This is a genomic window from Microbacterium sp. 22242 (genome assembly GCF_052045495.1).
GTDB lineage: Bacteria > Actinomycetota > Actinomycetes > Actinomycetales > Microbacteriaceae > Microbacterium.
Map to the genome: position 1 here is coordinate 239,174 of NZ_JBQEOZ010000004.1, position 24,317 is coordinate 263,490.

General features: G+C 72.0%; 23 protein-coding genes and 1 tRNA gene. 2 read left to right on the plus strand and 22 right to left on the minus strand.

Annotated elements, in window-relative coordinates:
* Positions 1–82: 82 nt before the first annotated feature.
* Positions 83–484 carry a hotdog fold thioesterase gene (locus ACTJJZ_RS06105; protein WP_440720389.1) on the plus strand — a complete coding sequence of 134 codons (402 nt, stop codon included), beginning with the start codon at positions 83–85 and terminating at the stop codon, positions 482–484.
* A gap of 13 nt (positions 485–497) precedes the next feature.
* Here ACTJJZ_RS06105 and ACTJJZ_RS06110 read toward each other — a convergent pair whose 3' ends face one another.
* The 17 genes from ACTJJZ_RS06110 to rpe form a co-directional block, all read right to left on the minus strand.
* Entirely contained in the window at positions 498–1,049 is a 552-nt protein-coding gene (locus ACTJJZ_RS06110) for a GNAT family N-acetyltransferase (RefSeq protein ID WP_440720289.1), read from the minus strand.
* Between the two features lie 3 nt (positions 1,050–1,052).
* Positions 1,053–1,670: an ANTAR domain-containing response regulator gene (locus ACTJJZ_RS06115; protein ID WP_045252013.1), complete on the minus strand. Its 618-nt coding sequence runs from the start codon at positions 1,668–1,670 to the stop codon at positions 1,053–1,055.
* A gap of 36 nt (positions 1,671–1,706) precedes the next feature.
* A tRNA-Leu gene (locus ACTJJZ_RS06120) sits at positions 1,707–1,789 on the minus strand.
* Between the two features lie 87 nt (positions 1,790–1,876).
* A complete protein-coding gene (pyk, locus tag ACTJJZ_RS06125) occupies positions 1,877–3,325 on the minus strand; it encodes a pyruvate kinase (protein WP_440720290.1) in 1,449 nt (482 codons plus the stop codon).
* A gap of 54 nt (positions 3,326–3,379) precedes the next feature.
* A complete protein-coding gene (locus tag ACTJJZ_RS06130; protein ID WP_440720291.1) occupies positions 3,380–4,843 on the minus strand; it encodes a glutamate synthase subunit beta in 1,464 nt (487 codons plus the stop codon).
* Complete coding sequence (gltB, locus tag ACTJJZ_RS06135) at positions 4,836–9,425, minus strand: glutamate synthase large subunit (protein WP_440720292.1); 4,590 nt, start codon at positions 9,423–9,425, stop codon at positions 4,836–4,838. Before gltB ends, ACTJJZ_RS06130 begins: the two co-directional genes overlap by 8 nt.
* Before the next feature lie 107 nt (positions 9,426–9,532).
* Complete coding sequence (gene lgt / locus ACTJJZ_RS06140; RefSeq protein WP_440720293.1) at positions 9,533–10,534, minus strand: prolipoprotein diacylglyceryl transferase; 1,002 nt, start codon at positions 10,532–10,534, stop codon at positions 9,533–9,535.
* A 29-nt stretch (positions 10,535–10,563) separates the two neighbouring features.
* On the minus strand, positions 10,564–11,352 hold the full coding sequence (trpA, locus tag ACTJJZ_RS06145) for a tryptophan synthase subunit alpha (RefSeq protein ID WP_440720294.1): 789 nt from the start codon (positions 11,350–11,352) through the stop codon (positions 10,564–10,566).
* The gene (gene trpB / locus ACTJJZ_RS06150; protein WP_440720295.1) at positions 11,349–12,578 is read right to left on the minus strand and encodes a tryptophan synthase subunit beta; all 1,230 of its coding nucleotides are present in this window, start codon (positions 12,576–12,578) and stop codon (positions 11,349–11,351) included. The genes trpA and trpB overlap by 4 nt, the downstream gene beginning before the upstream one ends.
* Complete coding sequence (trpC, locus tag ACTJJZ_RS06155) at positions 12,575–13,351, minus strand: indole-3-glycerol phosphate synthase TrpC (protein WP_440720390.1); 777 nt, start codon at positions 13,349–13,351, stop codon at positions 12,575–12,577. The genes trpB and trpC overlap by 4 nt, the downstream gene beginning before the upstream one ends.
* A 2-nt stretch (positions 13,352–13,353) precedes the next feature.
* Entirely contained in the window at positions 13,354–13,584 is a 231-nt protein-coding gene (locus ACTJJZ_RS06160; RefSeq protein WP_440720296.1) for a DUF6704 family protein, read from the minus strand.
* A gap of 81 nt (positions 13,585–13,665) precedes the next feature.
* Positions 13,666–14,247: a Trp biosynthesis-associated membrane protein gene (locus ACTJJZ_RS06165; protein WP_440720297.1), complete on the minus strand. Its 582-nt coding sequence runs from the start codon at positions 14,245–14,247 to the stop codon at positions 13,666–13,668.
* Entirely contained in the window at positions 14,247–14,630 is a 384-nt protein-coding gene (gene hisI, locus ACTJJZ_RS06170; RefSeq protein WP_440720298.1) for a phosphoribosyl-AMP cyclohydrolase, read from the minus strand. The genes ACTJJZ_RS06165 and hisI overlap by 1 nt, the downstream gene beginning before the upstream one ends.
* Positions 14,627–15,388 (minus strand): imidazole glycerol phosphate synthase subunit HisF, encoded by a 762-nt coding sequence (gene hisF / locus ACTJJZ_RS06175; RefSeq protein ID WP_440720299.1) that lies wholly within the window; start codon positions 15,386–15,388, stop codon positions 14,627–14,629. The genes hisI and hisF overlap by 4 nt, the downstream gene beginning before the upstream one ends.
* Positions 15,388–16,230 carry an ATP phosphoribosyltransferase gene (gene hisG / locus ACTJJZ_RS06180; protein WP_440720300.1) on the minus strand — a complete coding sequence of 281 codons (843 nt, stop codon included), beginning with the start codon at positions 16,228–16,230 and terminating at the stop codon, positions 15,388–15,390. Before hisG ends, hisF begins: the two co-directional genes overlap by 1 nt.
* 35 nt (positions 16,231–16,265) lie before the next feature.
* The gene (locus tag ACTJJZ_RS06185) at positions 16,266–16,529 is read right to left on the minus strand and encodes a phosphoribosyl-ATP diphosphatase (RefSeq protein WP_045252002.1); all 264 of its coding nucleotides are present in this window, start codon (positions 16,527–16,529) and stop codon (positions 16,266–16,268) included.
* Positions 16,526–17,221: a ribulose-phosphate 3-epimerase gene (gene rpe / locus ACTJJZ_RS06190; protein WP_440720301.1), complete on the minus strand. Its 696-nt coding sequence runs from the start codon at positions 17,219–17,221 to the stop codon at positions 16,526–16,528. The genes ACTJJZ_RS06185 and rpe overlap by 4 nt, the downstream gene beginning before the upstream one ends.
* A 136-nt stretch (positions 17,222–17,357) precedes the next feature.
* Between rpe and ACTJJZ_RS06195 the strand changes: the two genes are divergently transcribed.
* On the plus strand, positions 17,358–18,131 hold the full coding sequence (locus tag ACTJJZ_RS06195) for a COG4705 family protein (RefSeq protein WP_440720302.1): 774 nt from the start codon (positions 17,358–17,360) through the stop codon (positions 18,129–18,131).
* A 74-nt stretch (positions 18,132–18,205) separates the two neighbouring features.
* Here ACTJJZ_RS06195 and ACTJJZ_RS06200 read toward each other — a convergent pair whose 3' ends face one another.
* The 5 genes from ACTJJZ_RS06200 to rpoZ all read right to left on the minus strand — a co-directional run bounded on the left by ACTJJZ_RS06200 (position 18,206) and on the right by rpoZ (position 24,252).
* Positions 18,206–19,561, minus strand: a complete 1,356-nt coding sequence (locus ACTJJZ_RS06200; RefSeq protein WP_440720391.1) for an RsmB/NOP family class I SAM-dependent RNA methyltransferase — start codon at positions 19,559–19,561, stop codon at positions 18,206–18,208.
* A 125-nt stretch (positions 19,562–19,686) separates the two neighbouring features.
* Positions 19,687–20,646 carry a methionyl-tRNA formyltransferase gene (gene fmt / locus ACTJJZ_RS06205; RefSeq protein WP_440720303.1) on the minus strand — a complete coding sequence of 320 codons (960 nt, stop codon included), beginning with the start codon at positions 20,644–20,646 and terminating at the stop codon, positions 19,687–19,689.
* A gap of 50 nt (positions 20,647–20,696) precedes the next feature.
* The gene (locus tag ACTJJZ_RS06210) at positions 20,697–22,655 is read right to left on the minus strand and encodes a primosomal protein N' (protein WP_440720304.1); all 1,959 of its coding nucleotides are present in this window, start codon (positions 22,653–22,655) and stop codon (positions 20,697–20,699) included.
* A gap of 16 nt (positions 22,656–22,671) precedes the next feature.
* Positions 22,672–23,865, minus strand: coding sequence for a methionine adenosyltransferase (gene metK / locus ACTJJZ_RS06215; RefSeq protein ID WP_440720305.1), 1,194 nt, complete (start codon positions 23,863–23,865; stop codon positions 22,672–22,674).
* A 132-nt stretch (positions 23,866–23,997) separates the two neighbouring features.
* Positions 23,998–24,252: a DNA-directed RNA polymerase subunit omega gene (gene rpoZ / locus ACTJJZ_RS06220; protein ID WP_045273081.1), complete on the minus strand. Its 255-nt coding sequence runs from the start codon at positions 24,250–24,252 to the stop codon at positions 23,998–24,000.
* Positions 24,253–24,317 lie beyond the last annotated feature (65 nt).

A 24,317-nucleotide genomic window follows, 5' to 3' on the forward strand; every position in this document is an offset into this window, starting at 1 on the left:
TAACGAGCGCCGGGGACATCGATTCGAGGAGGCCTGCGTGAGCGATCCGGTCGACACGAGCACCGAGCAGACCAGCTCCGGCATGGACTGGGCGACGGAACGCGGCATGGGCGCTCTCGCCGAGAAGATGGGCCTGCGCTGGGTCGAGTTCTCAGTGGACCGATGCGTCGCCACGATGCCTGTCGAGGGCAACACCCAGCCCGTCGGCCTGATGCACGGCGGCGCGTACGTGGTGCTCGGCGAGTCGCTCGGCTCGATGGCGGCGAACCTGCATGCGGGGCCCGGCCGGCTGGCGGTCGGGGTCGACATCAACGCGACCCACACCCGCTCCGCGACGAGCGGCGTGGTGACCGGCGTGTGCACTCCGGTGCATCTCGGGCGCAGCATCACGGTGCACGAGATCGCGGTGAGCGACGAGCAGGGACGCCGGTGCTCCACCATCCGGATCACGAACATGATCAAGGATCTGCCCGCCGGACGCTGAGTGCGCCGCCGGCTCAGGAGCCCGGGACGACCGGATCCTCCAGGATCCGCTGGAACAGCAGGTGGTCCTGCCACCGCCCCGCGATCCGCAGGTAGCGCGGGGCGCGACCGATCTCGGCGAAGCCGGTGGCGTGCAGCACCCGCTGCGAGGCCGCGTTGTGCACCAGGGTCGCCGCCTGCACGCGGTGCAGACCCAGGTCGTCCCGCGCGAGGCCGCACACTGCGGACACGGCACGGCGCATGATCCCCCGGCCTGCGAGAGCGCCATCGACCCAGTAGCCGAGGTGCGTGCTCCAGAAGGCTCCGCGCACGATGTCGCTGAGGTTCACCCGGCCGACGATGCGCCGCTCGCCGTGCGTCAGGACATAGGCGGCGCTGCGTCCATCCGCGACGGCCTGCAGGGTGCGCGCGACGAGCCGGTCCTGGTGGGCCGCCGTGAAGTAGTCCTCACGGCGCAACGGTTCCCAGGGCGCGAGATGATCGCGATTGCGCGTGTACGCCGCGGCGAGCTCCGCGCCGTCGCCGGGCAGGAGAGGGCGGAGCAGGATCCCGTCGCCGAGATCCACCCGCTACTTCTTGGGGGCGAGCTGCTCGATGATCGCCTTCGCGACGTCCTGCATGGTGAGGCGGCGGTCCATCGACGCCTTCTGGATCCAGCGGAACGCCTCCGGCTCGCTCAGGCCCATCTTCTCGTTCAGCAGACCCTTGGCCCGGTCCACGAGCTTGCGGGTCTCGAAGCGCTCGACCATGTCGGCGACCTCGGCCTCGAGCGTGATGATCTGCTCGTGGCGGGCGAGGGCGATCTCGATCGCGGGCAGCAGGTCGTTCGGGGTGAACGGCTTGACCACGTAGGCGAGGGCGCCGGCTTCGCTGGCGCGCTCGACGAGCTCCTTCTGGCTGAACGCGGTGAGCAGCACGACCGGGGCGATGTTGCCCTTGTGCAGCTTCTCCGCGGCGCTGATGCCGTCCAGCTGCGGCATCTTCACGTCCATGATGACCAGGTCGGGCCGGAGCTCGGTGGCCAGCTGCACCGCGGTCTCGCCGTCCCCGGCCTCGCCGACGACGTCGAAGCCGTTGTCGCGGAGGATCTCGACGATGTCGAGACGGATCAGGGACTCGTCCTCGGCGACGACGACGCGTCGCGGGGCGGACGAGGCGGGCTGCTCAGGCTGCTGCTCTTCGGTCACGGATCCATCCTATCGGTGCGAGCTTTTGTGATCGTGTGCCGGCGGTGGGACTCGAACCCACACGTCCTCTCGGACAAAGCATTTTGAGTGCTCCGCGTCTGCCATTCCGCCACGCCGGCCCGGATCGACTGTACCGCACGCCGCTCTCTCCCCCGGGCGCGGCGAAGGCCGGCCCCTGCGGGGAGCCGGCCTTCGGCGAGCACGTGCTATCGGTTGGCCTGATAGGCCGGAGCCGCACCGTGGATGGTGTCTCCGACCCGGTGGATGCGCACGTCGTTCGTGGATCCCACGATTCCGGGAGGGGATCCGGAGATGACGACCACCTTGTCCCCGACCTCGGCGAGGCCGGCGCCGAGCAGGTGCTCGTCGACCTGGTGGAACATCATGTCGGTGTGCGGCACGAAGTTGACGAGCGTGGTGCGCACGCCCCAGCTCACGGCCAGGCGACGGCGGATGCCGGGATCGGGCGTGTACGCGAGCATCGGGATGCTCGAGCGCAGCCGGGACAGGCGCCGCGCGGAGTCGCCGGACTGGGTGAACACGCAGAGGAACTTCGCCTCCACGAACTCGGCGACCTCGAGGGCCGCGAGCGTGATTGCCCCGCCCTGCGTGCGCGGCTTGCTGGTGAGCGGGTGGATCCGCTCCAGGCCGTGGTCTTCGGTGGACTCGATGATCCGGGCCATGGTCTCCACCACGATCACCGGGTAGTCGCCCACGCTGGTCTCGCCGGACAGCATGACCGCGTCCGCGCCGTCGAGGACGGCGTTGGCGACGTCGGAGGTCTCGGCGCGGGTCGGCACCGGGCTGGAGATCATCGACTCGAGCATCTGCGTCGCCACGATCACCGGCTTCGCCATGCGGCGGGCCAGTTCGACCGCCTGCTTCTGCACGATCGGCACAGCCTCGAGGGGCAGCTCCACGCCGAGGTCGCCGCGGGCGACCATGATGCCGTCGAACGCGTCGACGATCTCCTCGAGCGCGTCGACGGCCTGCGGCTTCTCGATCTTGGCGATGACGGGGACGCGCACGCCCTCCTCCGCCATGATCTCGTGCACGCGCTCGACATCGGAGGCGTTGCGCACGAAGGAGAGCGCGATCAGGTCGGCGCCCATGCGCAGGCCCCAGCGCAGATCCGCCTCGTCCTTCTCGCTCAGCGCGGGGACGCTGACCGCGACGCCGGGGAGGTTGATGCCCTTGTTGTTCGAGACCGTGCCGGCCACGATGACACGGGTGGTGACCACCGTGCCGTCGGTCTCCACGACCTGGACGCGGACCTTGCCGTCGTCGATGAGGAGGAAGTCGCCGGGCTTGACGTCCTGCGGGAGACCCTTGAAGGTGGTGCCGCAGATCTCCTTGGTGCCGAGGATGTCCTCGGTGGTGATCTTGAAGATGTCGCCCACCGCGAGGTCGTGCGGACCGTCCGCGAACTTGCCGAGGCGGATCTTCGGGCCCTGCAGGTCGACGAGGACGGCGACGGCGCGACCGGAGTCGTCCGCTGCGCGACGGACGTTCGCGTAGTTGTTCTCGTGCACGGAGTAGTCCCCGTGGCTCAGGTTCAGGCGGGCGACGTCGACGCCTGCGTCGATGATGGCCCGCACCGTCTCATACGTCGAGGTGGCGGGGCCAAGAGTGGCCACGATTTTGGCACGTCTCAATGCGTTCTCCGGGTTGTCAGGGGATGGATGTTCGGCCGCGTTGCCGGGTTCAGCCTACGCGGGCCGGGTGCCGATCGCGACATCGGACGGGCGGACCGGCGCGGGCAGCACCGTCTGGCCCATCAGGTGGCGGTCGACCGCGGCGGCGGCGGCACGACCCTCGGCGATCGCCCACACGATGAGCGACTGGCCGCGGCCGGCGTCGCCGGCGACGAACACGCCCGGCAGCGTCGAGGCGTAGTCCTCGTCACGGCGGAACGCGCCCCGCTCGGTGCGCTGCGGCGCCTCGGTGCCGAACGACTCGTGCTCGGGCCCGGTGAAGCCCATCGCGATGAGCACCAGGTCGGCCGGGATCTCGCGCTCGGTGCCGCTGCGGGGCACCCGGCGGCCGTCGACGAACTCGGTCTCAGCGACGCGCAGGGCGCGCACCTCCCCCGCCTCGTTGCCGAGGAACTCGACGGTGGAGGCGAGGTACATGCGCTCCCCGCCCTCTTCGTGCGCGGACTGCACCTCGAAGACCGTCGGCATCATCGGCCAGGGCTGGTGCTCCGGGCGCGACGGGGACGGCTGCTTGCCGATCGCGAGGTTGGTCACGCTGAGCGCGCCCTGGCGGTGCGCCGTGCCGATGCAGTCGGCGCCGGTGTCGCCGCCGCCGATCACGATGACGTGCTTGCCCTCCGCGGTGATCTGGTTCGCGATCGGGTCGCCGGCCAGCACCTTGTTCGACTCGACCAGGTACTCCATCGCGAAGTGCACGCCGTCGAGGTCACGGCCCGGGATCGCGAGCTCGCGCGGCAGCGTGGCGCCGGTCGCGATGAGCACCGCGTCGTACCGGGCGCGCAGGTCGTCCCAGCTGATGTCCGTGCCGATGTTCACGCCGGCGCGGAAGCGGGTGCCCTCCTCGGACATCTGACGCAGCCGGGCGTCCAGGTGCGTCTTCTCCATCTTGAAGTCCGGGATGCCGTAGCGCAGCAGGCCGCCGATGCGGTCGTCGCGCTCGAACACGGCCACCGTGTGGCCTGCCCGGGTGAGCTGCTGCGCGGCGGCGAGCCCGGCGGGACCGGATCCCACGACCGCGACGGTCTTGCCGGTCAGCCTCGCCGGGGGCTCCGCCTCGACCCAGCCGGACGCGAACGCCTCGTCGATGATCGAGACCTCGATCTGCTTGATCGTCACGGCCGGCTGGTTGATGCCGAGCACGCACGCGCTCTCGCACGGCGCGGGGCACAGCCGCCCGGTGAACTCCGGGAAGTTGTTCGTGGCGTGCAGGCGCTCGATCGCGGCGCGGCCCTCGCCGCGCCAAGTGAGGTCGTTCCACTCCGGGATGAGGTTGCCGAGCGGGCAGCCCTGGTGGCAGAACGGGACGCCGCAGTCCATGCAGCGGCCGGCCTGGCGGCGGAGCACGGCCGAATCCCCCGGCTCGTACACCTCCTTCCAGTCCATGATGCGGACCGGGACGGGCCGGCGTGCGGGGAGCTCGCGCTCCGTGACTTTCAGGAAGCCCTTGGGATCAGCCACCGGTCACCTCCAGGATGCGGTTCCAGACGATGGAGCCGTCGGGGTCGATCCCCTCGGCCTCTGCCTCGGCGCGGGTGCGCAGCACGGCTGCGTAGTCCCGCGGGAGGATCTTGGTGAAGGACGCGGCGAAGCCGTCGTCCGCGAGGATCTCGGACGCGAGTGCGGATCCGGTGCGCTCCACGTGCTGCAGCAGCAGCTCGCGCAGCTCCTGCGTGTCCACCTCGTCCAGCGGGAGCAGTTCCAGCTCCCCCGTGTCGAGGGCGAGCGGGTTGATCCGCTCCGGGCGCAGGTCGCGCACGTACGCGATGCCGCCGGACATCCCTGCACCGAGGTTGCGCCCGGTGCTGCCGAGGATCACGGCGACGCCGCCGGTCATGTACTCGAGCGCGTGGTCGCCCACGCCCTCGGCGACCGCGATCGCCCCGGAGTTGCGGACCAGGAAGCGCTCGCCGACGACGCCCGCGATGTGGATCGTGCCGCTCGTGGCGCCGTAGCCGATGACGTTGCCGGCGATCACGTTGCGGTGCGGCGCGAACGTCGCGTCACGGTGCGGGCGGATCGTGACCTCTCCGCCGGAGAGGCCCTTGCCGACGTAGTCGTTCGCGTCGCCCTCGAGGCGCAGCGAGATGCCGCGCGGCAGGAACGCGCCCAGCGACTGGCCGGCGGTGCCGTGCAGCGCGATGTCGATCGTGCCGTCGGGCAGGCCGTCCGCGCCGTGCCTGGTCGTCACCGCGTGCCCGAGCATCGTCCCGACCGCACGCTCGGTGTTGCGGATCGGCAGGTCGAACGAGATCGGCGTGCCGCGCTCGATCGCCTCGCGCGCCTGCTCCAGCAGCGGCGCGTCGAAGTGCTTGTCCAGTTCGTGGTCCTGGGTGCGGCGGCTCCGACGCGGTTCGTCGGCGGGGAACGCCGGGCCCTCGAGCATCGGGGTGAGGTCGAGGCCGTCGGCCTTCCAGTGCCGGATCGCGGCGTCGGTGCGCAGCAGATCCGCCCGTCCCACGATCTCCTCGAGACTGCGGAATCCCAGCGCGGCGAGGTGCTCGCGGACCTCCTCCGCGATGAACTCCATGAAGTTCACGACGAACTCGGGCTTGCCGGTGAAGCGCTCGCGCAGCACGGGGTTCTGCGTGGCGACGCCCACCGGGCAGGTGTCCAGGTGGCAGACGCGCATCATGATGCAGCCGCTGACCACGAGCGGGGCGGTGGCGAAGCCGAACTCCTCCGCGCCCAGGAGCGCGCCGACGATCACGTCGCGACCGGTCTTCAGCTGCCCGTCGACCTGCACGACGACACGGTCGCGCATGCCGTTGAGCATGAGCGTCTGCTGCGTCTCGGCGAGGCCCAGCTCCCACGGCGTGCCGGCGTGCTTGAGCGAGTTCAGCGGGCTCGCGCCGGTACCGCCGTCGTGCCCCGACACCAGGATGACGTCGCTGAGCGCCTTCGCGACGCCCGCCGCGACCGCGCCGATGCCGGACTGGCTGACCAGCTTGGTGTGGATCCTGGCGTCCGGGTTGGCGCGCTTGAGGTCGAAGATCAGCTGCTTGAGATCCTCGATCGAGTAGATGTCGTGGTGCGGCGGCGGCGAGATGAGGCCGACGCCGGGCGTCGCGTGCCGGGTGCGCGCGATCCACGGGTACACCTTCTGCGGCGGCAGCTGACCGCCCTCGCCGGGCTTGGCGCCCTGCGCGAGCTTGATCTGGATGTCGTCGGCCTGGGTGAGGTACTGGCTGGTGACGCCGAACCGGCCGGATGCGACCTGCTTGATGGCGCTGCGGCGCTCCGGGTCGACCAGGCGGTCCGGGTCCTCCCCGCCCTCGCCGGTGTTGGACTTCGCGCCGAGACGGTTCATCGCGATCGCGAGCGTCTCGTGCGCCTCCTTCGAGATCGAGCCGTAGCTCATCGCGCCGGTGGAGAAGCGCTTCACGATGGCGGACACCGGCTCGACCTCGTCAATCGGCACCGGGGGCCGCTCGCCCGTGCGCAGCTCGAACAGGCCGCGCAGGGTCTTCAGCTCCTTCGCCTGGTCGTCGACCAGCTGCGTGTACTCGCGGAAGATGTCGTAGCGGCGCGTGCGAGTCGAGTGCTGCAGCCGGAACACCGTGTCCGGGTTGAACAGGTGCGGGGATCCGTCGCGGCGCCACTGGTACTCGCCGCCGGTCCAGAGCCGCTCGTGCGCGCGGGCCGCCGCGTCCTCCGGGTAGGCGAAGTCGTGCCTGGCCTGGTTCTCCGCCGACACATCCTCGATGCCGATGCCGCCGAGCTTGGTCTCGGTGCCGGTGAAGTAGGCGTCGACGAACTCCTGGCTGAGGCCCACGGCCTCGAACACCTGGGCGCCCGCGTAGGAGCTGACGGTGGAGATGCCCATCTTGGACATGATCTTCAGGACGCCCTTGCCCAGGGCGTAGATCAGGTTGCGGACGGCCTTCTCCGGCGTGATGCCGGTGATGTAGCCGGTGCGCACGAGGTGCTCGACGGTCTCCATCGCGAGGTACGGGTTCACCGCGGAGGCGCCGTAGCCGATCAGGGTGGCCACGTGGTGCACCTCGCGCACGTCGCCCGCCTCGACGATCAGCCCGACCTTCATCCGGTCCTCACGGCGGATCAGGTGGTGGTGCACGGCGGACACCATCAGCAGGGACGGGATCGGCGCGAGGTCCTTGTTGGAGTCGCGGTCGCTGAGGATGATCAGCTCGGCGCCGGCCTCGATCGCCTCGTCGACCTCGGCGCACATCGCCGCGAGACGCTCCGCGAGCGCGTCGGGGCCGGCCTCGACGTGATACAGGCCCTTGATCGTGGCGCTGGAGCGGTCCGGCAGCACGCGATCGATGTGGCGGAGCTTCGCGAGCTCGTCGTTGTCGATGACCGGGAAGTCGAGCACGATCGTGCGCGCGTGGTCGGCGCCCCAGTCGAGCAGGTTGCGCTCAGGGCCGAGGCCCAGCGCGAGGTTCGTCACGACCTCTTCGCGGATCGCATCGAGCGGCGGGTTCGTGACCTGTGCGAACTGCTGCACGAAGTAGTCGAAGAGCAGCCGAGGGCGCTCAGCGAGCACCGCGATCGGCGCGTCGCTGCCCATGGCGCCGAGCGGCTCGGCGCCGGTCTGGCCCATCGGGGTGAGCAGGATCCGCACCTCCTCCTCGGTGTAGCCGAAGGTGCGCTGGCGGCGGGTGATCGAGGCGACCGGGTGCACGATGTGCTCGCGCTCGGGGAGGTCTGCGAGGCGCACGCGCCCCTCGTCCAGCCACTCCTGCCACGGGTGCAGGGCGGCGAGGTCGCGCTTGACCTCCTCGTCCTCGACGATGCGGCGCTGCGCGGTGTCGACGACGAACATGGTGCCCGGCTGCAGCCGGCCGCGGCGCTTGATCCGCTCCGGGGCGAACTCGAGCACGCCGGTCTCACTGCCGATCACGACGAGACCGTCGGTGGTCTCGGTCCAGCGGCCCGGACGCAGGCCGTTGCGGTCCAAGGTGGCGCCGACGACCGTGCCGTCGGTGAAGATGAGCGCTGCGGGGCCGTCCCACGGCTCCATCTGGTTCGCGTGGTACTCGTAGAACGCGCGCAGGTCGGGGTCGAGGTCGGTCTGACGCTCCCAGGCCGCCGGCACCATCATCATCACGGCGTGCGGCAGGCTGCGCCCGGTCAGCGTCAGCAGTTCGAGCACCTCGTCGAAGGACGCGGAGTCGCTCGCGCCGTCGGTGCAGATCGGCAGCAGCGGGCGGATGTCGCCGAGCAGCTCGGACTCGAGCTGGGACTGCCGCGCGCGCATCCAGTTGCGGTTGCCGCCGACGGTGTTGATCTCGCCGTTGTGCGCGAGCATGCGCAGCGGCTGGGCGAGCGGCCAGGACGGGAACGTGTTGGTCGAGTACCGGGAGTGCACGACCGCGAGCTCGGACGCGAAGCGCTCGTCCTGCAGGTCCGGGTAGAACGGCTCGAGCTGCAGGGTGGTGACCATGCCCTTGTACCCGAGCGTGCGGGCGGACAGGGAGACGAAGTAGGCGTCCAGCTCGTGCCCGGCGCGCTTGCGCAGCCGGTAGGCGATGCGGTCCAGCGCGATGCCGGACAGGGCATCGGTGCCGGCACCGGCGGGGCGCGAGACGAACAGCTGCTCGAACGCGGGGCGCGCCTCGTCCGCGAGCTTGCCCAGGTGCGCGTTGTCGGTCGGCACCTCGCGCCAGCCCAGGACGGTCAGTCCCTCCTGCGCGGCGATCCGCTCGATGCCGGCTTTCTGCGCGCGACGGGCGCCGGAGTCCCGGGGCAGGAACGCGAGGCCCGCGGCGTACTCGCCCACGGGCGGCAGGGCGAAGCCGACGACCTCGCGCAGGAACGCGTCCGGCATCTGGGTGAGGATGCCGGCGCCGTCACCGGTGCCCGCGTCGGATCCGATGGCGCCGCGGTGCTCGAGGTTGCGCAGCGCCTCGAGCGCGAGCGCGATGATGTCGTGACCGGGCTCCCCCCGGAGCGTCGCGACCATGGCCAGACCGCACGCGTCCTTCTCGAACGCGGGGTTGTACATGCCCTGACGGGCCGGGAAGCCCTGACCGGGGCCGGTGCGGGCGGGGTCGCTGAACGAATGGCTCGATGCCATGGCTACCGTCCTCAAGAGAACTGTTGCTCCATGGGACGTCGTCGGCCCGCGTAGCGTGATGGGGGATTTTCGCGGGAGCTCCGGTCGCGCCCTCGGAAGGAGCGACCTCAGCCCGCGGCGGCGGTGCTTGTGGCTGCCTCGGAGTCCGCATGGTCGGCCTCAGGCGCGCTGAGGTCGACGTACTCGGACTGGTCGTCCTGCGATTCTACAACAGCCTTCTTCGGCTGCCGTCCCGGCTGGTAGGCGGACGGCTCGAAGCCGGGGTGACGGCGGGTCTGCACGAACAGGATGACGATGCCGAGCACGACGGCGGCGAGGGCAGCCCACACGTTCGTGCGCAGGCCGAAGTAGATCTCGCTCGGGTCGATCCTGATCGACTCCCAGACCGCACGGCCCGCGCCGTACCAGATCAGGTAGACCGCGAACAGCTTGCCCCACTGCAGGCGCAGCTTGTGGCCGAGCCAGAGCAGCACGAGGCAGCCCAGGGTGTTCCAGATGACTTCGTAGAGGAAGGTCGGGTGGAACAGCGTCCCCGGGGCGAGGCCGGCCGGGAAGGCAGGATTGGTGGACTCGATCTCGAGGCCCCATGGCAGATCCGTGGGCAGGCCGAACAGCTCGTGGTTGAACCAGTTGCCGAAGCGGCCGAACGCCTGCGCGAGGATCAGCCCCGGTGCGAGCGCGTCCGCGAAGGTCGAGAAGCGCACGCCCGTCCACTTGCACCCCAGCCAGGCGCCGATGCCGCCGCCGATGAGGGCGCCGAAGATCGCGATGCCGCCCTCCCAGATCGCCCACACGGAACCGGGCTGGAACGGGTTCCAGGTGTTCGCGCCGGGGCCGAAGTAGAAGCCGGGGTGGGTGAGCACGTGGAAGATGCGCGCGGCGATGATCGCGAGCGGCACGGCGATGATGCAGATGTCCACGACGACCCAGGACTCCGCACCGCGCTTCGTGAGCCGGTGGTTCGTCATGAAGGTCGCCACGATGATCCCTGCGATGATGCAGAGCGCGTAGAAGTGGATCGTGAACGGGCCGACCTGGAACGAGCTGATCGAGGGGCTCGGGATGCTGGCGTGCACGCCGAGGCCGGCGTTCAGGAGCGCGAGGGACATGCGTACGAGTCTACGTCGTCAGCCGATGCTCACCGTGCGCGCGACGTGCCCGTGGCGAGCTCGCGGGTGACCTCGGCGAGACCGTCCACTCCCCCGTCCCTGAGCGCGCGGACCAGCGCGGTGCCGACGATCGCGCCGTCGGCGTACTCGAGCACCCCGGCGATCTGCGCGGCCGTGGAGATCCCGATCCCGACGCAGGCGCGGCCGGCGCCGTGGGCGCGGAGCCGGCCCACCAGGGTCCGTGCCGCCTTGTCCAGTTCGGCCCGCTCACCCGTGATCCCCATCGTGGAGACCGTGTACACGAAGCCCGTCGAGGACGAGCTCACCAACTCGAGCCGGACGTCGGTCGAGGTGGGAGCGGCGAGGAAGATGCGGTCCAGGCCCGTGCGCTCGCTCGCGGCGAGCCACTCGGGCGCGGCCTCCGGCGTGATGTCCGGGGTGATCAACCCCGCGCCGCCGGCGGCGAGCAGATCGTCGGCGTACCGGTCGACGCCGTACTGCAGCACCGGATTCCAGTAGGTCATCACGACGACGGGTGCGTCCACCGCCTCGGTGATCGCCTTCACAGCCGTGAACAGGTCGCGCATCCGGAAGCCGTTCGCGAGGGCGGCCTGGGTGGCCTCCTGGATGATCGCGCCGTCCATCACCGGGTCGCTGTACGGCGGGCCGAGCTCGATGATGTCGACGCCGTTGCGGGCCAGGGCGATGGCCGCGTCGATGCTGGTCTGCAGATCCGGGTAGCCGACCGGGAGGTAGCCGATGAAGGCGCCCCGCCCGTCGTCGTGGGCGCGCTGGATGGCCTCTTCGACCCGGCTCATGCACCGGCTCCGTTCTCGCCGGCGGCTTCGTCGTACAGGCCGAAGTACCGGGCGGCGGTGTCCATGTCCTTGTCGCCGCGGCCGGAGAGGCACACCGCGAGGATCGCGTCGGGACCGAGTTCCTTGCCGATCCGGATCGCGCCGGCCAGGGCGTGCGCGGACTCGATCGCGGGGATGATGCCTTCGGTGCGGCTCAGCAGCCGCAGCGCCTGCATGGCCTCGTCGTCCGTGGCCGGGATGTACTCGGCGCGGCCGATCGCGGCGAGCCAGGAGTGCTCGGGGCCCACGCCGGGGTAGTCCAGGCCCGCGGAGATCGAGTGCGACTCGACCGTCTGCCCGTCCTCGTCCTGCAGCACGTAGGTGCGTGCGCCGTGCAGCACGCCGGGACGGCCGCGCTCGATCGACGCGGCGTGCTTCGGGGTGTCGACGCCGTCGCCGGCCGCCTCCACGCCGTACAGCCGCACGCCCTCGTCGTCCAGGAACGCGTCGAACATGCCGATCGCGTTGGATCCGCCGCCGACACAGGCCAGGACCGCGTCGGGCAGGCGGCCTGCCTCGTCGAGGAGCTGCTGACGCGCCTCCTCGCTGATGATCTTCTGGAAGTCGCGGACCATCGCGGGGAACGGGTGCGGACCTGCGGCGGTGCCGAAGATGTAGTTCGTGGTCTCGACGCTCGCGACCCAGTCGCGGTAGGCGTCGTTGATCGCGTCCTTGAGCGTCCGGGATCCCGTCGTGACGGGCACGACCTCGGCGCCGAGCAGCCGCATGCGGGCGACGTTCAGGGCCTGCCGCTCGGTGTCGACCTCGCCCATGTAGATCGTGCAGTCCAGGCCGAACAGGGCTGCGGCGGTCGCGGTGGCGACGCCGTGCTGTCCGGCGCCCGTCTCGGCGATCACGCGGGTCTTGCCGAGGCGCTTGGTGAGCAGCGCCTGGCCGAGCACGTTGTTGATCTTGTGAGATCCGGTGTGGTTGAGGTCCTCGCGCTTGAGGAAGATCCGCGCGCCGCCGGCGTGCTCGGCGAACCGGGGCACCTCCGTGATCGGCGACGGCCGCCCCGCGTAGGAGTGCAGCAGCTGCGCGAGCTCCGCCTGGAACGCCGGGTCGACGATCGCGGCGTGGTACGCCTCCGTGAGCTCGTCGATCGCGGCGATGAGGGACTCGGGCATGTACCGCCCGCCGAAGTCGCCGAAGAACGGGCCCGGCTGGTCGCGCAGGCTCTGGGTCATGATCCGGCCTCCAGGAACGCGTGCAGGGTGGCGACCGGGTCGCCGGTGACGAGCGCCTCGCCGATCAGCACGGCGTCGGCTCCCGCGGAGCGGTAGTGCGCGACGTCCGCGGGGGTGAGCACGGCGGACTCGGCGATCTTCACGGACGTCGACGGGATCCGCTCCGCGAGCCGGCCGAACAGGTCCCGGTCCAGCTCGAGCGTCTTCAGGTCACGCGCGTTCACGCCGATGAGGTGCGCGCCCAGGTCGATCGCGACCTCGAGCTCCTCGGCGGAGTGCGTCTCGACGAGCGGCGTCATGCCCAGCTCGAGGATGAGCGCGTACAGCCGTTCGAGGTTCTTCCGCTCCAGGCCGGCGACGATGAGCAGCGCGAGGGACGCACCCGCGGCGCGCGCCTCGAACACCTGATACGGCGTGGCGATGAAGTCCTTGCGCAGCACGGGGACGGAGACCGCGGCGGTGACCGCCTCGAGGTCGGCGAGGCTGCCGTGGAAGCGGCGCTCCTCGGTGAGCACGCTGATCGCGGACGCCCCGCCCTGCTCATACAGGGACGCTTGCAGGGCCGGATCCGGGATCTCGGCGAGGGCTCCGCGGGACGGGCTCGCGCGCTTCACCTCGGCGATGATCCGCACGGTGTCGGCGGGCGCCAGCGCGGCGCGGGCGTCGAGGGCCGGGGCCCGGTCGAGTGCGGCGCGCTCCACGAGCGCGAGCGGACGCTCCCCCTCGCGACGGGCCGCGTCCTCGACTGCGCCGGCCGTGAGGTCGGCGAGCACCATCAGTGCGCCTTCGGCTGGTACTTCGGACCCTTCGCGCCGTAACCGGCCTTGGACAGCACCCAGCCCACGATCGCGCCGATCACGATGATCGCGACGCCCACCCACACCACGACCGGGACGTCGAGGAAGAACGCGGTGGTGCCGACGGCGAAGCCGAGCAGCATGACCACCACGGCGGTCCAGGCAGCCGGCGAGTGTCCGTGGCCGGGGTCGGCGATGGGGTTGGTCATGTTCTCCTCCGAGCTGAGTGGGTCACGGCAAGTCTATCGGGATCGCTCCGTCCGCCGTGGCGACGGGCGGAGCGGGCGTCATCAGGTCGGATCGATTCCGCGGCTGAGCTCGTCCCAGCTCTCCACGGCGTCGACGGGGCCCTCCGCGGGCGCACTCGACGTGCGGTAGCGCCGCCCGCCGGACTTCCAGCGCCCGGCGGTGATCAGCGCGAGCGCCCCGCCGAGCAGCAGCAGGATCCAGCCCGCCAGGGCGAGCCAGGGCCAGGGGGTCGCCGAGATCGTCCGGACGACGCCGGCGACCGCGGAGTCCCCGGCGAGGCCGGTCGCCTTGGTGAGCGAGGAGGCCACGGCGTCCAGCGGATGCTGCAGCAGGATCCGCGCGGTCAGCACGGTCATGAGCACGCCGACCGCCAGGCCGATCGCCGCGAACACCCGGCGCATCACCGGGCCGACCAGCGCGAGCGCGGCGGCGAGGGCGAGCGCGGTGAGGCTGAGCGGGGCGAGCACGGGCAGCGCCGCATTGCCGGCCACGTCCAGCTGCTCGCCGCCGTCCGTGCGGGACACCGAGAGCCAGGTCTGGGTCGAGGACAGGATCCCGATCCCACCCGCGAGCAGGATCAGCAGCAGGCTGGTGGACTTGGCACGGCGGATCGGCAGCGCCATCAGCGCCCCGCCTGCTCGGCGTCCTGCTCCGGTGAGGACACGACGGGATCCAGGTCGGTCCCGTCGAAGCACGTGCGGGTGCCGGTGTGGCAGGCCACGCCGATCTGGTCGACGAGCAGCAGCACCGTGTCGCCGTCGCAGTCCAGCCGCGCGCCGTGCACGTGCTGGACGTGGCCGGAGGTGTCGCCCTTGCGCCAGTACTCCTGGCGGGAGCGGGACCAGTAGGTGGCCCGTCCCGTGGTGAGAGTGCGACGCAGCGCCTCCTCGTCGGCCCACGCCATCATGAGCACCTCGAGGGTGTCCCACTGCTGCACGATCACGGGCACCAGGCCCTGGTCGTTGAAGGCGACCTGCGCGAGCTGCGCTTCGAGATCCTGAGTCATCGCACCAGCACCCCCGCTTCGCGCAACGCCGATTTCACGTCGCCGACCGTCAGCTGTCCCGAGTGGAACACGCTCGCCGCGAGCACGGCGTCGGCGCCGGCGTGGATGGCCGGGGCGAAGTCCTCGGCCTTGCCCGCGCCGCCCGAGGCGATCACCGGCACGCTGGAGATCTCGCGCATCAGGCCGGTGAGCTCGAGGTCGAAGCCGTCCTTGGTGCCGTCCGCGTCGATCGAGTTGACCAGCAGCTCGCCGGCGCCGCGTTCGATGGCCTCGCGGGCCCAGTCCAGCGCGTCCAGGTCGGTCTCGGTGCGGCCGCCGTGGGTCGTGACGACGAATCCGGACGCCGTACGCGCGCTGCGCTTCACGTCCAGGGAGAGCACGAGCACCTGGGCGCCGAACCGGTCCGCGATCTCGCCGATCAGCGCGGGACGGGCGATCGCGGCGGAGTTGACCCCGACCTTGTCCGCGCCGACGCCCTGCAGCCTGGCCACGTCCTCGACCGAGCGCACGCCGCCGCCGACCGTGAGCGGCACGAACACCTCCTCCGCGGTGCGCTGCACCACGTCGTAGGTCGTCGACCGCGCATCCACGGTCGCCGTGACGTCGAGGAAGGTGATCTCATCCGCGCCCTGAGCGGCGTAGTGCCGCGCGAGCTCGACCGGATCGCCCATGTCGCGCAGGTTCTCGAAGTTGACGCCCTTCACCACGCGTCCGGCGGCTACGTCCAGGCACGGGATCACGCGGGCGGTGAGCGACATCAGAGCCTCGCCGCGTGGATCGCGGTGACGAGGATCGCCCGCGCGCCCAGCGCGTAGAGCTGGTCCATCACCTGGTTCATGCCGCGGCGCGGGATCATCACGCGCACGGCGACCCAGGCCGGATCGCGCAGCGGCGAGACCGTCGGAGACTCGCGGCCCGGCGCGATCGCCGCTGCCTGCTCGACGAGGTCGGCGGGCAGGTCGTAGTCGAGCAGCACGAAGCGGTGCGCGACCATGACGCCGCGCAGGCGCCGCAGCAGGGTGTCGGTGCCCTCGACGTCGCCGGGACGGCTGATCAGCACGGCCTCGGACTCGATGATGACCGGCCCGAAGATCTCCAGCCCGGCCTGGCGCAGCGTGGTGCCGGTCTCCACGACGTCGGCGATGGCGTCCGCGACGCCCAGCCGCACGGCGGACTCGACCGCGCCGTCCAGCGGCACGAGCTCCGCGCGGACGCCGTGCTCGCGGAGGTAGTCGTCGACGAGCCCCGGATATGCGGAGGCGACCCGGACGCCGTTCAGGTCCTCCAGAGCGTGGAAGCGTCCGGGAGGCGCCGCGAAGCGGAACGTGGAGCGGGCGAAGCCGAGCTGCTCGATCTCGCGCGCGTCGGGGCGGCGCACGTCGCGCAGCAGGTCGCGGCCGGTGATGCCGACGTCCAGCGCGCCCGAGGCGACGTAGGTGGCGATGTCCCGCGGGCGCAGGAAGAAGAACTCGACGTCGTTCTCGGCGTCGACGACATGGAGCGTCTTGGTGTCTCGGCGGCCGGCATATCCGGCTTCGGCGAGCATCTCGGCGGCGGTCTCGGACAGCGATCCCTTGTTCGGGACGGCAATGCGCAGCATGAAAGGTCTTTCGTCAGAAGCGGTCGGGGACGGCTTCACAGATGTCGGTAGACGTTCTCCAGCGTCAGACCTTTGGCGAGCATGAGCACCTGCAGGTGGTACAGCAGCTGCGAGATCTCCTCGGCCGCGGCCTCGTCGCTCTCGTACTCGGCAGCCATCCAGACCTCGGCCGCCTCCTCCACGATCTTCTTGCCGATCGTGTGCACGCCCGCGTCGAGCTCGCGCACCGTCCCGGATCCCTCCGGGCGCTCGGCCGCCTTGCGGCTCAGCTCGGCGAACAGTTCGTCGAAGGTCTTCACCCCTCAAGGCTACCGGCTCGCGCCAGGCCCCGGAGCCGCGTGACGGCGGCCTCCACGTCGTCGGCCCCGTACACCGCGGATCCGGCGACGAAGGTGTCGGCCCCGGCCTGTGCGGCCTGCGCGATCGTCGCGTCGGAGATCCCGCCGTCGACCTGCAGCCACACCCCGGATCCGCGCCGCTTCGCCTCGTCGGCCAGCGCCCGCAGCTTCGGCATGGTCTCCGGCATGAAGCCCTGGCCGCCGAATCCGGGCTCGACGGTCATGACCAGGATCTGGTCGAACTCGTCGAGGATGTCGTACAGCGCTTCTCCCGCCGTCCCCGGTTTGATCGCGATACCGGCGCGCGATCCGATGCCGCGCAGCCGCCGCGCGAGCGCCACCGGATCGGCCGCCGCCTCGAGGTGGAACGTGACGCTCGCCGCGCCCAGCTCGGCGTAGCCCGGCGCCCAGCGGTCCGGGTCGGTGAGCATCAGATGCACGTCGAGCGGGATGGGGCTGGTCGCCTGGATCCGCTCGACCATCTGCGGTCCGAACGTGAGGTTCGGCACGAAATGGTTGTCCATCACGTCGACGTGCGCGAAGTCGGCCGTGGCGATGCGGGCGAGGTCCCGCTGCATGTTCACGAAGTCGGCGGCGAGGATGCTCGGGTTGATCCGGGGAGCACCGGCAAGGGTCTCGGGCAGTGCGGGCATGCGCCCATTATCCCGGTGTCAGCGAGTGCCTAAGCGCTGCCGGTATCGTCCTGGCGGACTCGCGGGTCGCCGAGCGGGATCCGAGCCGGTCCGACCGGCGCCGAGAACCGTTCGCGCAGGCGACGACAGGAGGCCGATGATCAGGCGGAACGACACGGAATCGAACGCGGTGCGCGTTCCCGATCCGACCGTCGGCTTCTGGGTGGCCAAGGCCGCGTCCACCGCCTTCGGCGAAGCGGCTTCCGACTTCTCGATCCGCGTCATGCCGCCGGTCGCCGCCGTGCTGCTGGGCTTCGCACTGTTCGCGATCGCCCTCGTCTGGCAGCTCAGCCGCCGGCGGTACGTGCCGGGCGTGTACTGGTTCACCGTGGCGATGGTCGGGGTGTTCGGGACCATGGCGGCCGACGTCGTGCACGTCGTGCTCGGCCTCCCCTACGCCGTGAGCAGCATCGGCTACGCGGTGGCGCTGGCGGCGGTGTTCCTGCTCTGGTGGCGCACGGAGCGCACGCTGTCGGTGCACGAGGTGCGCACCACGCGGCGCGAGCTGTTCTACTGGGCCGCGGTCGTCGCCACGTTCGCGCTCGGCACCGCCGCGGGCGACCTCGCCGCGGTCGGCCTGCACCTCGGCTACGTCCCGTCGATCCTGCTCTTCGGCGTACTGATCGTGGTGCCGGCGCTCGGCTACCGGTTCCTGCGCTGGAACGCGGTCCTCGCGTTCTGGGCGGCCTACGTCCTCACCCGGCCGCTGGGCGCCTCGGTCGCGGACTGGCTCGGCAAGCCCGTCGCCGAGGGCGGCGTCGGCACCGGATCCGGCTGGGTCGCGCTCGTTTTCGCGGTGGCGATGGCGGGCGTGGTGGCGGTCACGGCGCGGCGGCGCGCGGTCGAACCGACGGAGGCCGTCGCCGGGTAGCGACGGTCCGACGCTCCGGAGCGCGGCTCGGGTCGGCGGATCAGCGGTGCTGGCGGATCAGTGGTCCTGGCGGATCAGTCGCGCTTGCGGATCAGGGAGAGGAACATCGCGTCGGTGCCGTGGCGGTGCGGCCAGAGCTGGGCGTGGCAGGATCCGTTCGCGGGCTCCGGCAGGTCGATCGGGCTCTGCGAGACGGCGCGCAGGGCGTCGCGCGCGTCCAGCTCCTCGAGGTCGGACCTGTCGCGCAGCACCGTCTGCACGACCGCAGCGGTCTCGGCGAGGTGCGGGGAGCAGGTCACGTAGGCGAGGGTCCCGCCCGGGGCGAGCGCTTCGAGCGCGGCCTGCAGCAGCTGCTCCTGCAGGGCGGCGAGTTCGGGGACGTCGGCGGCGGTCTTGCGCCAGCGCGCCTCGGGACGCCGGCGCAGGGCGCCGAGACCGGTGCACGGAGCGTCGACGAGGATCCTGTCGTAGGCGCCGGGACGCTCCGCAGCGAGCTCGCGGCCGTCCCGCTCGGTCACGTCGACGTGCCCCGGCACAGGTGCCACGGCGCGGCGCACCAGTCCTGCCCGCGCGGGGACGACCTCGTTGGCGTCGAGCGTCGCGCCGTGCTGCAGCGCTTCGGCGGCGAGCAGCGCGGTCTTGCCGCCGGGGCCGGCGCACAGGTCGAGCCACCGCTCCCCCGCCCGCACCGGCTGCGCGGCGGCCAGCGCGAGCGCGACGAGCTGCGATCCCTCGTCCTGCACCCGGACCAGGCCGCCGTGTGCGCCCACGACGGATCCGGGGTCGCCGCCGGCGGAGCCGAACGCGGTCGCGGCGTAGCGGCGGCGCGGCTCCTGCGGCTCGGCGAGGCCGGGCAGCGCGATCAGGGTGACCTCCGGTGCGGCGTTGTCCGCGGCCAGCAGCGCCTCGAGCTCGTCCTCGCGCCCCTCCGCGGCGAGGGCCCGGCGGAAGGCGCGGATGATCCACACCGGGTGGGCGAAGCGGAGACCGAGCCGCTCGTCGTCGGAGCGGGCGGCGGCGGTGATCGCGTCGAGCCAGTCGTCGGCGGTGCGCGCGGCGACCTTCCGGAGCACGGCGTTCGCGAACCCGGACGCCCCGCGGCCGGCGGTCAGGGCCACGAGGTTCACGGTCTCGTTCACGGCCGCGTGCGTCGCCACTCGCGTGCCCAGCAGCTGATGCACGCCCAGCCGGAGGGCGTCGAGCACGGGCGGATCGATGCTCGCGAGGTCGCGCCCCGCCGCCTGCGCGATGATCGCGTCATACGTCCCGGACTGTCGTAGCGTGCCGTAGGCGAGCTCCGTGGCGAGGGCGGCATCCGGCCCGGACAGCCCGGCGTCGCGGATCGCCCCCGGCAGCAGCAGGTTGGCGTAGGCGTCGGAGGAGCTCACCGCGCGGATCACGTCGAAGGCGACGCGACGCGCGGGCTGCACGTCCCGGCGCGGCGCGGACCGTCGCCGGGCGGCATCGGAGCCCGCACCGTCGCCGTGCCTCCCGGTGCCGCGCTTCGTCGCGTCGTGTCCGCGCGCGCCGCCGTGCGCTCGGCGGTCCGGCTCGCTCACTTCGCCTCGCCCTGCGTGCGCGGCTCGTCGCCGGGGCCGAGCCTCACCGGCGCGTCCGCAGGAGCCCGCAGCCCGCGGAACCAGTCCGCGGCCGCCATCGCCGGCTTGCCGGCTGGCTGCACGCGGACGAGCAGCAGCGGGTCCGTCGCCGTCCCGACGAGCACGCCGGCCCTGACAGCGCGCAGCTCGCCCGGACGCAGCGGCTCCGCGTCGTGGGCGCGGGCCAGTTCGCGCACCTTCAGGGGCGCGCCATCGATCATGGTGTGCGCACCGGGTTCGGAGGTGACGCCGCGATAGCGGGCGAACACGACGTCCGCGGGTTCGGTCCACTCCAGCAGCCCGTCCGCGAGGCCGAGCTTGGCGGCGTGCGTGGGCTCGCCCTGCTGCGGCACGGGCCGGGCCGCGCCCGACGCGATCGCCGCGACCGCCTCGGCGGTCAGCTCCGCGCCGTCCTCGGCGAGCGAGGCGAGCGCCTCGTCGGCCGTGGCGTCCGCGGGCACGGGGAAGGCCCGCGCCGCGTGCACGTCGCCGGCGTCGAGGTCCTGGACGAGCTGGAACACGGTGGCGCCGAGCTGGGCGTCGCCCGCGATGAGCGCGCGCTGCACGGGCGCGGCCCCGCGCCACATCGGCAGCAGGGAGAAGTGCAGGTTGATCCAGCCGTGCGCCGGCGTGCCCAGCAGCGGCTCGCGCACGAGGCCGCCGTAAGCCACGATCACGCCCAGGTCCGGGCGGAGCGCCGCGATCCTGCCGGTCGCCTCCTCGTCCAGCCTGGCCGCTCGGATCACCGGGATCCCCAGCTCGTCCGCCGTCTGCGCGACCGGCGACGGCGTGAGGATCCGCTTGCGTCCGAGCGGGGCGTCCGGACGGGTCACGACGGCGGCGATCTCGTGATCGGCGGCGAGCCGGCGCAGGGTGGGGACGGCGGCCGCCGGGGTTCCGGCGAAGACGAGGCGCATGAAGGTCCTTCGGAGGGATACGGCACCTGTTCGGACGCGAACAGGCTGTTTCAGAGGTCGGGTTCGGTGACGTCGAGCCTCACCGAGAGCGTAGCCCGTGCGGTGCGGCCCTTGCCTCGGCGCCGGCCCATCGCCGCGGCCACGACGGACGCGCGGAGGGTCTCCGCGACGCGGGTGCCGTCGGCATAGGGGAACCGCACCAGGGCGCGCTCCCGGCCCGTGTCATCGCTCTCGATCGGCACGGGCCCGAGCACGGCGTCCGCGGGCAGCCCCAGCCCGGCGAGGTCGCCCAGGGCGCGTCGCACCGCGTCGCCGGTGCCCTCGAGCTGGGCGACGCGCACGGTCGGCGGCATGCGCAGCGGTGCGCGCTCGGCGAGCTCGGACCGGGCGTAGCCGGCCTGCGACCAGGTGGCCAGCGCCCGGGCGACGGCCCCGTCCACGCCGACCAGGTGGATCGGTGCGTCGGGGGCGGCGAGGGCTGCGGCGTTGGACCACCAGCGCAGGCACGACTCGCCGATCCGCAGCTCCGGCGCCTGCAGCATGCGAGATCCGTCCAGCAGCACCACGGCGCGGTAGCCTCCGTCGGCCTGGGGCTCGGCACCCCGGGTCGCGACGACGAGAGCCGGCCGCGCGTCGACGCGGTCCACCGGATGCGTGCCGTCGGCGACGATGACCCGGATGCCGGGGAAGGCGCGGCCGAGCTCCTCCGCGGTGCGCTCGCTGCCGGACGCGGCGAGGCGCACGCGGTCGCCGCCGCAGGACGGGCACGCCCATGCCCTGGCGCCGCGCCCGCACCAGGCGCAGACCGGGACCGCGCCGCGATGGGCGGCGCCGAGCGGACCGCCGCAGGCGCGGCAGCGCGCCGGGGCGCGGCACGAGGCGCACACCAGCGTCGGTGAGAACCCGGGCCGGGCGACCTGCAGCAGCACGGGCCCGGTGGCCGCAGCCTCCCTCGCGGTGAGGAAGGCGCGCGAGGGCAGCCGCTGTCCGCGGCGGTCGATGTCATCCGGGGAGTCCAGCACTACGCGCGGCAGCACGCGGCGCTCGGCGGTGATCGACCGGATCCAGCCGCCCTCGACGAGGCGCTCGACGTCGGTGGTGCGGGTGTGCCCGGCGAAGAGCAGGGCTGATCCCTCCCGCTCCTGCCGCAGCAGCGCGACGTCGCGCACGTGCACCGCGGGCGCGAGCGGCTCGGAGAGCAGCGAGTCGCCGTCGTCCCACACGGCGATCAGGCCGGCCCGCACGGGGGCGTACCCGGCGGAGCGGTTGCCGACCACGATGCACGGCGCGTCCTCCAGAGTGCGCAGGTAGGCGCGGTAGCGGGCCGGTCCGGGCTGCCGCGAATCCAGCCGCACGATCGACGCTCCCGGAGCGAACAGGTCGAGGGCCGCAATGAGCACGTCCAGGTCGCGGTAGTCGGGCACGATGAGGATCGCAGAAGATCCGTCCGCGAGGGTCTGCGCGGCGGCGGCCGCGAGGAGCCGGGTCCACTCCGGGTGTCCGTCCGGGCCGGGCCGCGGGATCGCCTCGATCGCCGCCCGTTCCCGCTCGGCGATGGTCTCGGCCAGCCCGGCGTAGAGGCCGAGCGTCGCCGCAGTCCCTGGCGCGGGTGCGAACGCCGCGACGCTCCCCTGCGCCTCCGCCCCCGCGGCCAGCCACGCCTTCTCGACCCGCACCTGCCGCTTCGGCACGATCAGCCGCAGCACGTCGGAGGCGCTGCCGGCGGCCCGATCGGCGACCCGGCGCGCGAGCGCGTACAGGCGCTCCGGCAGCACCCGAGCGGCGGACACCACGGTCTCGAGCTCCGCCAGGGTGCGCGTGTCGTCGTGCTCGTCGCCGACATCCACCACGTACGCGTCGATCATCCGGCCGGCGGAGCGCAGCGGGACGCGCACGCGCACACCCGGCACCGCGTCGGCGACGAGCTCGGCCGGTATCGCGTAGTCGAACAGCCGGTCCAGCTGCGGCACCGGCGAGTCCAGCAGGACGCGGGCGATCGGCCGGGGCACGACGACTGCCAGCGGGTCAGAGACCGGCGACGCGGCGCAGGTCCTCGGCGCGGGTGGTCTGCTCCCAGGTGAAGGTCGGCAGCTCGCGGCCGAAGTGGCCGTAGGCCGCGGTCTCGGCGTAGATCGGGCGGAGCAGGTCGAGCTCCTCGATGATGGCCTGCGGGCGCAGATCGAACACCTCGCGGATCGCGCGCGTGATCGTCTCGTCGTCGACCGCGCCGGTGCCGAAGGTCTCGACGTACAGTCCGACGGGCTGGGCGACGCCGATCGCGTAGGCGACCTGCACCTCGAGTCGCTCGGCGAGTCCGGCGGCCACGGCGTTCTTCGCGACCCAGCGCATCGCGTACGCGCCGGAGCGATCGACCTTGGAGGGGTCCTTGCCGCTGAACGCCCCGCCGCCGTGCCGCGCGGCGCCGCCGTAGGTGTCGATGATGATCTTGCGGCCGGTGAGGCCTGCGTCGCCCTTCGGGCCGCCGGTCACGAACGGTCCCGCCGGGTTGATGTAGTGGGTCACCCCGTCCAGGTCGAGCCCGGTCGTTGCGAGCACGGGATCGATCACGTGCTCGCGGATGAGGGCCTTGAGCTCGTCCTGCGAGATCTCGGGGTTGTGCTGGGTGGACAGCACAACCGCGTCGACGGTCTTCGGGGTGTACCCCTCGTAGCCGAGGGTGACCTGGGTCTTGCCGTCCGGGCGCAGGAACGGCAGCGTGCCGTCGCGGCGCACGCGGCTGAGCTGCTCCGCGAGGCGGTGCGCGGTCCATGCCGCCATCGGCATGAGCTGCGGCGTCTCGGTGGTCGCGAAGCCGAACATGATGCCCTGGTCGCCCGCGCCGAGCAGGTCGCGCGGATCCGAGGAGCCGCCCTCCCTGTGCTCGTGCGCCTGGTCCACGCCGCTCGCGATGTCGGCGGACTGCTCCCCCACCGAGACGCTCACGCCGCAGGAGGATCCGTCGAATCCGGTGTCGCTGGACGTGTAGCCGATGCCGTTCACGACCTCGCGCACGATGGTCGGGATGTCGACGTAGCCGGAGGTGCGGATCTCGCCCGCGACGTGCACGAGCCCTGTGGTCACCAGGGTCTCGACGGCGACGCGTGCGCCGGTGTCCACCGCGAGCAGCCCGTCGAGGATCGAGTCGGAGATCTGGTCGCAGATCTTGTCCGGATGTCCTTCGGTGACGGACTCGGACGTGAACAGACGCAGCGCGCTCATCGTGCTCCCTCGGTGTGCGGGGCGGGTGGCCGGGACGGGCGCGTCCCGGACGCGGGCCGGCGGGTGCGCCCCGGCCCAGTATGGACGGAGCCGCCGACATCCGGACGGATGGCGGCGGCTCCGGGAGTCAGCTCACTCCGCGTGGCGGATGCGGAGCTTGTCCTCGTTGATCTCGTGCAGGGCGATGGTGAGCGGCTTGTCCTCGACCGAGGAGTCGACCAGCGGGCCCACGTTGTCGAAGAGGTTGCCCTCGTGCAGGTCGGAGTAGTAGTCGTTGATCTGGCGGGCGCGCTTGGACGCGTAGATCACGAGCTCGTACTTCGACTCGACGCGGTCGAGCAGGTTGTCGATCGGCGGGTCGATGATGCCGTTGTTGTGTCCGGCCATGGAGGACCTCCTGTTTCGGGCGACGCGTTGTCGCGGAGAAGAGCGTGGGCGCTGGATTCGATCGG

Excerpts from the sequence above, each read along its gene's own strand:
- ACTJJZ_RS06105 (WP_440720389.1), top strand. The coding sequence starts at position 83 with ATGGACTGGGCGACGGAACGCGGCATGGGCGCTCTCGCCGAGAAGATG.
- gltB (WP_440720292.1), bottom strand. The coding sequence starts at position 9,425 with ATGGCATCGAGCCATTCGTTCAGCGACCCCGCCCGCACCGGCCCCGGT.
- lgt (WP_440720293.1), bottom strand. The coding sequence starts at position 10,534 with ATGTCCCTCGCGCTCCTGAACGCCGGCCTCGGCGTGCACGCCAGCATC.
- trpA (WP_440720294.1), bottom strand. The coding sequence starts at position 11,352 with ATGAGCCGGGTCGAAGAGGCCATCCAGCGCGCCCACGACGACGGGCGG.
- trpB (WP_440720295.1), bottom strand. The coding sequence starts at position 12,578 with ATGACCCAGAGCCTGCGCGACCAGCCGGGCCCGTTCTTCGGCGACTTC.
- ACTJJZ_RS06160 (WP_440720296.1), bottom strand. The coding sequence starts at position 13,584 with ATGACCAACCCCATCGCCGACCCCGGCCACGGACACTCGCCGGCTGCC.
- ACTJJZ_RS06165 (WP_440720297.1), bottom strand. The coding sequence starts at position 14,247 with ATGGCGCTGCCGATCCGCCGTGCCAAGTCCACCAGCCTGCTGCTGATC.
- hisI (WP_440720298.1), bottom strand. The coding sequence starts at position 14,630 with ATGACTCAGGATCTCGAAGCGCAGCTCGCGCAGGTCGCCTTCAACGAC.
- hisF (WP_440720299.1), bottom strand. The coding sequence starts at position 15,388 with ATGTCGCTCACCGCCCGCGTGATCCCGTGCCTGGACGTAGCCGCCGGA.
- hisG (WP_440720300.1), bottom strand. The coding sequence starts at position 16,230 with ATGCTGCGCATTGCCGTCCCGAACAAGGGATCGCTGTCCGAGACCGCC.
- rpe (WP_440720301.1), bottom strand. The coding sequence starts at position 17,221 with ATGCCCGCACTGCCCGAGACCCTTGCCGGTGCTCCCCGGATCAACCCG.
- ACTJJZ_RS06195 (WP_440720302.1), top strand. The coding sequence starts at position 17,358 with ATGATCAGGCGGAACGACACGGAATCGAACGCGGTGCGCGTTCCCGAT.
- fmt (WP_440720303.1), bottom strand. The coding sequence starts at position 20,646 with ATGCGCCTCGTCTTCGCCGGAACCCCGGCGGCCGCCGTCCCCACCCTG.
- metK (WP_440720305.1), bottom strand. The coding sequence starts at position 23,865 with ATGAGCGCGCTGCGTCTGTTCACGTCCGAGTCCGTCACCGAAGGACAT.
- rpoZ (WP_045273081.1), bottom strand. The coding sequence starts at position 24,252 with ATGGCCGGACACAACAACGGCATCATCGACCCGCCGATCGACAACCTG.